Raw genomic sequence first — 8595 nt, forward strand, 5'->3', positions numbered from 1 at the left:
AAGATACGCTCACAGAACAACCCGTCCCTTTCCGGCTTGTGCGTCCTGTAATTGATCGTCTCAGGCTTGAGGACCTCCCCCCTGGACTCAGCCAGGATGGCTTCCGGAGAAGCCAGACCGATGGAAATCTTGTTAAACCTCTTTACTGCTGTGTTATCGTGATGTCTAGCCATAATGCTATTGGTGATACTAAATGATTGTGTAACAGGTACTTATATTATTCCTCCAGTCGTATATCGAGGCCGAGGCCTTTCAGCTCGTGCATCAATACGTTGAAGGATTCCGGCAAGCCGGGTTCCGGCATGGTCTCTCCCTTGACGATAGACTCATAGGTCTTCGCCCTTCCGATCACGTCGTCAGACTTCACGGTGAGGATTTCCCTCAGGGTCGCAGAGGCTCCGTAGGCCTGCAGGGCCCACACTTCCATTTCCCCGAAACGCTGTCCACCGAACTGTGCCTTACCTCCCAAAGGTTGCTGGGTGATGAGGGAATAAGGTCCGATAGATCGGGCGTGCATCTTGTCATCGACCATGTGGCCCAGTTTGAGCATGTAGATCACACCCACGGTTGCCGCCTGATCAAAACGCTCCCCGGTTCCACCGTCATAGAGATAGGTGTGTCCGAATCTCGGGATACCGGCCTCGTCCGTAAGCTTATCGATCTCGTCTATCGTGGCCCCGTCAAAGATCGGGGTAGCGTATTTCTGACCCAGGTTTTGACCTGCCCAGCCCAATACGGTTTCATAGATCTGTCCGATATTCATCCTCGAAGGTACCCCAAGCGGGTTCAGCACGATGTCTACAGGTGTTCCATCCTCGAGGAATGGCATGTCTTCCTGACGGACGATACGCGCCACGATACCTTTGTTCCCGTGGCGTCCTGCCATCTTGTCCCCTACCTTCAGCTTTCGCTTCTTGGCGATGTATACCTTGGCCAGTTTCATGATCCCGGCTGGCAGTTCATCCCCTACGGAGATGGTGAACTTATCCCTTCTCAGGTTCCCCTGCAGGTCGTTAAGTTTTATCTTGTAGTTGTGCAACAGGTCGGCTACCATCACATTGGTCGCTTTATCCGTTGTCCAGCTGCCACTTACCAGGTGGGCGAAATCGTCCACGGCATTGAGCATCTTCATGGTGTACTTCTTGCCTTTTGGCAGCACTTCTTCACCCAGGTCATTGACCACTCCCTGAGAGGTTTTACCGTTGACCAGTTTAAAGAGTTTTTCTACCAGGATGTCTTTCAGTTCCTGGAATTTTACTTCGTATTCCAGTTCCAGGGCGTTGATCGCCTCCTTGTCCTCAGAACGCTTGCGCTTGTCCTTGATGGATCTCGAGAACAATTTCTTGTCGATCACCACTCCTCTGAGCGATGGCGAGGCTTTCAAAGAGGCATCCTTTACGTCCCCGGCCTTGTCGCCAAAAATGGCGCGAAGGAGTTTTTCTTCCGGAGTAGGATCTGATTCTCCTTTTGGAGTGATCTTCCCTATAAGGATGTCTCCGGGTTTTACCTCTGCCCCGATGCGGATCATCCCGTATTCGTCCAGATCTTTGGTAGCCTCTTCAGAAACATTGGGGATGTCATTGGTCAGTTCCTCAGCTCCCAGTTTGGTATCCCGAACTTCAAGCGAGTATTCGTCGATATGGATCGAGGTGAAGATATCTTCCCGTACTACCTTTTCGGAGATCACGATCGCATCCTCGAAGTTGTATCCCTTCCAGGGCATAAAGGCCACTTTCAGGTTCCTACCCAGGGCCAGTTCTCCGCTTTCGGTCGCATAACCCTCACAGAGGACCTGTCCTTTTTTCACCTTATCCCCTTTCCTTACGATAGGCTTGAGGTTGATGCTGGTTCCCTGGTTCGTTTTACGGAACTTCACCAGCTCGTATGTCTTGGAATCTTCGTCAAAACTCACCAGTCTTTCCTCATCGGTACGATTGTACTTGATGACGATCTTCTGGGCGTCTACGTATTCGATGACCCCGTCACCTTCTGCATTGATCAGTACACGTGAATCCGAAGCCACCTGCCTCTCGAGTCCGGTTCCCACAATGGGCGACTGGGGTTTCAAAAGGGGTACTGCCTGCCGCATCATGTTGGATCCCATCAGGGCCCGGTTGGCATCATCGTGCTCCAGGAATGGGATCAGGGATGCAGATATGGAAGCGATCTGATTGGGCGCCACGTCCGTGTAATTCACTTCGGAGGGATCCACGACGGGGAAGTCTCCTTCCTCCCGTGCGATCACCTTCTCCCTGTCTATAGCGCCGTCCTTCTTCAGGGGAATGTTCGCCTGGGCGATCTTCATTCCCTCTTCTTCCTCTGCACTGAGGAAAACGTAGTCCTTGGTATCCACTTTTCCGTCTGCGACCTTCCGGTAAGGGGTCTCCAGGAAGCCCATGGAGTTCACCTTGGCAAAAACAGAAAGGGAAGAGATGAGTCCGATGTTAGGCCCTTCAGGGGTCTCGATCGGGCAAAGCCTTCCGTAGTGGGTATAGTGAACGTCCCTTACCTCGAATCCGGCCCTTTCCCTTGAAAGTCCGCCCGGTCCCAGAGCAGACAGCCTCCTCTTGTGAGTGATCTCCGCAAGGGGGTTGGTCTGGTCCATGAACTGGGACAGCTGGTTGGTCCCGAAGAAGGAATTGATGACCGAAGAAAGGGTCTTCGCATTGATCAGGTCGATCGGTGTAAATACCTCGTTGTCCCTAACGTTCATCCTTTCACGGATCGTCCTGGCCATACGTGCCAGTCCCACACCGAACTGTGCGGAAAGCTGCTCGCCCACGGTCCTTACCCTTCGGTTGGAAAGGTGGTCAATATCGTCGATCTCCGCTTTGGAGTTGATCAGCTCGATGAGGTACTTGATAATGGTGATGATATCCTCCTTGGTGAGGACCTGTTTGTCCATCCCGATATCGAGTCCCAGTTTCTTGTTCATCCTGTACCTTCCCACTTCCCCGAGGTTGTACCTCTGGTCTGAGAAGAACAGTTTGTCTATGATACCCCTGGCAGTCTCCTCATCCGGCGGTTCTGCATTCCTCAGCTGGCGGTAGATATGTTCCACAGCCTCTTTTTCCGAGTTAGTGGGGTCTTTCTGAAGTGTATTGTGGATGATGGCATAGTCGCTTTGTGCGTTGTTCTCCTTGTGCAGGAGGATGGTCTTCACTTCGGCGTCTATGATCTGCTGTATGTGGTCTTTCTCCAGGATGGTATCCCTGTCGAGGATGATCTCATTACGTTCAATGGAAACCACCTCTCCGGTATCCTCATCCACGAAATCCTCATGCCATGTATTGAGTACCCTGGCGGCGAGTTTTCGTCCGAGGACCTTGGTAAGGCCCGTTTTTGTGACCTTCACCTCTTCAGAGAGGTCGAAGATCTCGAGGATATCCTTGTCCCTCTCGAACCCGATCGCCCTGAACAGGGTGGTTACCGGTAATTTTTTCTTTCTGTCGATGTAGGCGTACATCACGCTGTTGATGTCCGTAGCAAACTCGATCCAGGAACCCTTAAAGGGGATCACTCTGGCAGAGTACAACTTGGTACCGTTGGCGTGGAAGGACTGCCCGAAGAAGACACCGGGTGAACGGTGCAACTGGGAAACTACCACACGCTCAGCCCCGTTGATCACAAAGGTCCCGCTGGGGGTCATGTAGGGGATGGTCCCCAGGTAGACATCCTGAACGATGGTCTCAAAATCCTCGTGCTCCGGATCTGTACAATACAGCTTAAGCCTGGCTTTGAGAGGCACACTGTAGGTGAGTCCGCGTTCTATACACTCCTGAATGGAATAACGCGGAGGGTCTATAAAGTAATCGAGGAACTCCAATACGAATTGGTTCCTTGTATCGGTGATGGGAAAGTTTTCCATGAAGGTGTTGTACAGCCCTTCATTGCCCCTCTCGTCAGATTTTGTTTCAAGCTGAAAAAAATCTTGAAATGATTTAATCTGAATGTCCAAGAAATCCGGGTAGTCCGGTATGTTCTTAGCGGATGCGAAACTTATTCTTTCAGTCTGTTTTGTGAACATCTATGGACAAAATTTTGAACGTGAATACTGTGATGGGTGGTATATGACTTTATATACTATCTATAAAAGGGTTTAGGTCTAGCCACCGTAAGGCGGAAAGACCTAAACCAAAACCATATGGTCGTAGCAATTATTTAAGCTCAACTTCTGCTCCTGCTTCTTCCAAAGATTTTTTGATGCCTTCGGCTTCGTCCTTAGACACAGCCTCCTTGACGGCTTTTGGTGCACTGTCTACGATGTCTTTAGCGTCTTTCAGCCCAAGACCGGTCAGTTCCTTCACCAGTTTAACCACTGCGAGTTTATAGGCACCGGCTGCTTTCAGGATCACATCAAATTCTGTTTTCTCTTCAGCGGCTTCAGCTTCTCCACCTCCGGCAGCTCCACCAGCAGCAACAGCTACCGCTGCAGCAGCAGGCTCGATGCCATACTCTTCTTTAAGGATGTCAGCCAATTCGTTTACCTCTTTTACGGTAAGGTTGACCAACTGTTCTGCGAATTCTTTTAAATCTGCCATTTTTCTATCGTTTAATAAAATTTTAAAATATACTTGTTTTAGTGCGTACTGATTATCGTTCTGATAAGGTCTTGAGGATGCCTGCGAGTTTGCCTCCACCTGATTTCAGGCCGGAGATCACATTCTTGGCAGGAGACTGGAGCAATCCAATGATGTCTCCGATCATTTCTTCCTTAGACTTAATGCTTACCAGGGTATCTAACTTATCGTCCCCAACATAGATGGCCTCTTCGATAAAAGCCCCTTTCAACAAGGGTTTATCGGCCTTCTTCCTGAAGGTTTTGATCAGTTTGGCCGGGGCATTACCTGTTTCAGAGAACATCAGGGAGGTATTTCCCGTAAGTACTCCAGGGAGATCCCCGAATTCTTTGTCAGAAGCCTCCATGGCTTTTGCCAGCAAGGTGTTCTTGACCACAGAGAGCTTGATGTTTGCCTTAAAACAGGCCCTTCTCAGATCAGAAGTTGTGATGGCATCCAAGCCCGAAATATCGGCCAGGTAAATGGTCGAGTTCTCGGCCAACTGTGCAGTCAGATCTTTTATTACCGTAGCTTTTTCTTCTCTTGTCATTTCGTTACATTTTCAGAATTAAACCGCTTTGGGATCTAATTGAACACTTGGACTCATGGTGCTTGACATGTAGATGCTCTTCATGTACACTCCTTTAGCCGCTGTGGGTTTCAATTTCACCAGCGTATCTAGGAGTTCTTTGGCATTACCCGCGATCTTTTCTGCAGGAAAGGAAGCCTTTCCTATGGCAGCGTGAACGATCCCGGTCTTATCTACTTTGAAATCTATCTTACCGGCTTTCACTTCAGATACAGCCTTGCCGATGTCCATGGTCACGGTTCCCGTCTTGGGGTTAGGCATGAGACCACGTGGCCCCAGCACCCTACCAAGGGGACCGAGTTTACCCATCACACTCGGCATGGTGATAATGACGTCAACGTCTGTCCACCCGCCTTTGATCTTGTCGAGATACTCATCCAAACCGACGAAATCCGCACCGGCTTCCTTTGCCTCTGCTTCCTTGTCCGGAGTCACCAGGGCCAGTACTTTTACATCTTTCCCGGTACCGTGAGGCAGGGTCACTACCCCCCGTACCATCTGGTTTGCCTTACGCGGATCCACGCCCAGGCGGACAGCGATGTCGACAGATGCATCAAATTTGGTTTTGGTGATTTCCTTGATCAGGGCAGAAGCTTCTTCCAGGGAGTAGAGTTTGTCTTTCTCAATTTTTGCCCTGGCTTCTTTTTGCTTCTTGGTTAATTTTCCCATATAAAAATGCCTTTATAAGATTTAAAAAGGTTTCTTACCTGCGACTTTGAGACCCATGGATCTCGCAGTTCCGGCAACCATGCTCATAGCAGATTCAACAGTGAACGCATTGAGGTCCACCATTTTGTCTTCTGCGATAGCTTTCACCTGGTCCCAGGTAACATTCCCTGATTTAACTCGGTTAGGTTCGCCAGATCCTTTTTTAATCTTAGCCGCTTCCATAAGTTGTACTGCCGCTGGTGGTGTCTTCACGACAAAGTCAAACGACTTGTCCTTGTACACGGTGATAACCACAGGCAGGACTTTTCCCTGCTTGTCCTGGGTCCTGGCATTGAATTGCTTACAGAACTCCATGATGTTAACGCCGGCAGCACCTAAAGCGGGTCCAACCGGTGGCGATGGATTCGCAGCACCTCCCCTAACTTGTAGTTTAACTACTTTACTTACTTCTTTTGCCATTGTTTAAAATTAAATGTCAAAACCGTGTTTAAATTGGAAGCAACACAGCCTTTATATATGTAACATTTGTATTATACTTTTTCTACCTGCATGTAACTCAATTCCAGAGGGGTCTTTCTTCCAAAGATCTTCACCATCACCTCCAGTTTGCGTTTCTCCTCGTTGATGCGCTCCACGGTTCCGTTGAAACCGTTGAAGGGTCCATCTATCACCTTGACTGTTTCCCCCAGCACAAAAGGAATGGCCACGCTGTCTGTATTGACAGCCAGCTCATCCACCTTCCCGAGCATGCGGTTCACTTCGCTCTTTCGAAGCGGCACAGGGTCTCCGCCTTTGGTTTCGCCCAGGAATCCGATCACATTGGTGATGGAACGGATGATGTGAATCATCTCACCTCCCAGGTTGGCCTTAATCATTATATATCCGGGGAAATAGACCCTTTCTTTGTTGATCTTCTTTCCATTGCGGATCTGAACCACCTTTTCGGTAGGCACCAGAACCTCTTCGAGGTAATCCCCAAAGCCGGCCCTTTCAACCTCCGACTCTATATAGCCCTTGATCTTGTTTTCCTGACCGCTAACGGCCCGTACCACATACCACTTTTTCTCCAGAACTTCAGACATGGCCTACGTTAGTTTAAGGTGTTGAAATACAGTTGGATCAATTTGCTGAACACCGTATCCACACCCCAGGTTGCCAGGGCGAACAGGATGGAAAAAACAGCGACGATTACCATCAGGTTAGAAGCCTCGGCCCTGGTGGGCAGGGAGACGTTGTGTTTCAACTCTTCAAAGGATTCTTTTATATAGGTAAACATGCTGTACTGATTAAATGGGGAGAGGCAAATCGACCGTTCTCTTAACCCCCCTAAGTTCTCTATCTGTGCACGGGAGGAGAGACTCGAACTCCCGACACCCGGTTTTGGAGACCGGTGCTCTACCAACTGAGCTACACCCGTATCTATTTGCATGGAAAGGCATCCCGCCGTAGCGGGACACCCTCATGCTTATTTACTTCTTAGAATTAATCTAAAATCTTGGTAACCTGACCGGCTCCTACGGTCCTACCACCTTCACGGATCGCGAAACGCAGACCCACGTTAAGGGCGATTGGCTGAAGGAGATCTACAGAAATGGTAAGGTTATCACCTGGCATTACCATTTCAACTCCGCTGGGCAGGTTGATGGTTCCTGTAACGTCTGTAGTCCTTACATAGAACTGTGGACGATAGTTGTTGTGGAAAGGAGTGTGCCTACCACCTTCTTCTTTTTTCAAGATATAGACCTCAGCCTCAAACTTCGCATGTGGCTTGACAGAACCTGGCTTGCAGATTACCATACCTCTTTTGATATCAGACTTCTCGATACCTCTGAGGAGGATCCCTACGTTATCTCCGGCTTCACCTCTGTCGAGGATCTTGCGGAACATCTCAACCCCTGTGATAGTGGAAGTCAGTTTCTCAGCACCCATTCCGATGATATCTACAGGATCTCCGGTGTTGGCCACACCTGTTTCGATACGACCTGTGGCAACAGTTCCACGTCCGGTGATGGTAAATACGTCTTCAACAGGCATCAGGAAAGGCTTGTCAACATCCCTTTCAGGAAGTTCAATCCAGGTATCAACGGCTTCCATCAGCTCCATCACGGTGTCAACCCACTTTTGCTCACCGTTGAGCGCGCCCAGGGCAGAACCTGCGATCACAGGACCGTTATCACCGTCGTACTCATAGAAGGTAAGCAATTCCCTTACTTCCATTTCAACGAGTTCGAGAAGCTCCTCATCATCTACCATATCTACTTTGTTCAGGAAGACAACGATACGTGGAATACCTACCTGACGTCCCAGAAGGATGTGCTCACGGGTTTGTGGCATAGGTCCGTCTGTTGCAGCAACAACGAGAATGGCACCGTCCATTTGAGCAGCACCGGTAACCATGTTCTTCACGTAGTCGGCGTGACCAGGACAGTCAACGTGAGCATAGTGACGATTGGCTGTCTGGTACTCAACGTGAGACGTGTTGATCGTAATACCCCTTTCTTTTTCTTCAGGTGCATTATCGATAGAGTCGAAGCTCCTGATTTCGGATAGTCCTGCATTCGCCAATACAGTAGTAATAGCGGCAGTCAATGTAGTTTTACCGGGGTCAACGTGTCCAATAGTACCTATATTTAAGTGCGGTTTGGAACGATTAAAGGTTTCCTTTGCCATTTTAATGAATTTTGATCTTAGTTTATATTAGTGTCCAAATTTTTCCAATCGTAGAGCCAACGACGGGAATTGAACCCGTGACCTCTTCCTTACCAAGGAAACGCTCTA

9 protein-coding genes and 1 tRNA gene are annotated in these 8595 nt (G+C 49.2%); all 10 read right to left on the bottom strand.

Going from position 1 to position 8595, the window contains the following annotated elements:
• On the bottom strand, positions 1 to 173 hold a 173-nt coding region (locus tag ABYP73_RS08905), incomplete at its 3' end, for a hypothetical protein (RefSeq protein ID WP_372974089.1).
• Between the two features lie 44 nt (positions 174 to 217).
• A complete protein-coding gene (gene rpoB / locus ABYP73_RS08910; protein ID WP_372974085.1) occupies positions 218 to 4027 on the bottom strand; it encodes a DNA-directed RNA polymerase subunit beta in 3810 nt (1269 codons plus the stop codon).
• Positions 4028 to 4157: 130 nt separating this feature from the next.
• Positions 4158 to 4541 carry a 50S ribosomal protein L7/L12 gene (rplL, locus tag ABYP73_RS08915; protein WP_372974086.1) on the bottom strand — a complete coding sequence of 128 codons (384 nt, stop codon included), beginning with the start codon at positions 4539 to 4541 and terminating at the stop codon, positions 4158 to 4160.
• Between the two features lie 52 nt (positions 4542 to 4593).
• The gene (gene rplJ / locus ABYP73_RS08920; protein WP_372946344.1) at positions 4594 to 5109 is read right to left on the bottom strand and encodes a 50S ribosomal protein L10; all 516 of its coding nucleotides are present in this window, start codon (positions 5107 to 5109) and stop codon (positions 4594 to 4596) included.
• Between the two features lie 18 nt (positions 5110 to 5127).
• A complete protein-coding gene (rplA, locus tag ABYP73_RS08925) occupies positions 5128 to 5817 on the bottom strand; it encodes a 50S ribosomal protein L1 (RefSeq protein ID WP_372946345.1) in 690 nt (229 codons plus the stop codon).
• Between the two features lie 21 nt (positions 5818 to 5838).
• Complete coding sequence (rplK, locus tag ABYP73_RS08930; protein WP_188369474.1) at positions 5839 to 6276, bottom strand: 50S ribosomal protein L11; 438 nt, start codon at positions 6274 to 6276, stop codon at positions 5839 to 5841.
• A gap of 71 nt (positions 6277 to 6347) precedes the next feature.
• The gene (nusG, locus tag ABYP73_RS08935; protein ID WP_188369475.1) at positions 6348 to 6899 is read right to left on the bottom strand and encodes a transcription termination/antitermination protein NusG; all 552 of its coding nucleotides are present in this window, start codon (positions 6897 to 6899) and stop codon (positions 6348 to 6350) included.
• A gap of 8 nt (positions 6900 to 6907) precedes the next feature.
• Positions 6908 to 7093, bottom strand: a complete 186-nt coding sequence (secE, locus tag ABYP73_RS08940; protein WP_372974087.1) for a preprotein translocase subunit SecE — start codon at positions 7091 to 7093, stop codon at positions 6908 to 6910.
• Between the two features lie 68 nt (positions 7094 to 7161).
• Positions 7162 to 7234: transfer RNA gene (locus ABYP73_RS08945), tRNA-Trp, on the bottom strand.
• Between the two features lie 65 nt (positions 7235 to 7299).
• Entirely contained in the window at positions 7300 to 8487 is a 1188-nt protein-coding gene (tuf, locus tag ABYP73_RS08950; protein ID WP_372974088.1) for an elongation factor Tu, read from the bottom strand.
• Positions 8488 to 8595: the final 108 nt, after the last annotated feature.

Source organism: Muriicola sp. (assembly GCF_041567615.1).
In the GTDB taxonomy this organism is placed as follows: Bacteria; Bacteroidota; Bacteroidia; order Flavobacteriales; family Flavobacteriaceae; genus Muriicola.

What these genes read in the sequence shown, in the direction of transcription:
- rpoB (WP_372974085.1), bottom strand. Translation starts at nt 4,027, where the DNA reads ATGTTCACAAAACAGACTGAAAGAATAAGTTTCGCATCCGCTAAGAAC.
- rplL (WP_372974086.1), bottom strand. Translation starts at nt 4,541, where the DNA reads ATGGCAGATTTAAAAGAATTCGCAGAACAGTTGGTCAACCTTACCGTA.
- rplJ (WP_372946344.1), bottom strand. Translation starts at nt 5,109, where the DNA reads ATGACAAGAGAAGAAAAAGCTACGGTAATAAAAGATCTGACTGCACAG.
- rplA (WP_372946345.1), bottom strand. Translation starts at nt 5,817, where the DNA reads ATGGGAAAATTAACCAAGAAGCAAAAAGAAGCCAGGGCAAAAATTGAG.
- rplK (WP_188369474.1), bottom strand. Translation starts at nt 6,276, where the DNA reads ATGGCAAAAGAAGTAAGTAAAGTAGTTAAACTACAAGTTAGGGGAGGT.
- nusG (WP_188369475.1), bottom strand. Translation starts at nt 6,899, where the DNA reads ATGTCTGAAGTTCTGGAGAAAAAGTGGTATGTGGTACGGGCCGTTAGC.
- secE (WP_372974087.1), bottom strand. Translation starts at nt 7,093, where the DNA reads ATGTTTACCTATATAAAAGAATCCTTTGAAGAGTTGAAACACAACGTC.
- tuf (WP_372974088.1), bottom strand. Translation starts at nt 8,487, where the DNA reads ATGGCAAAGGAAACCTTTAATCGTTCCAAACCGCACTTAAATATAGGT.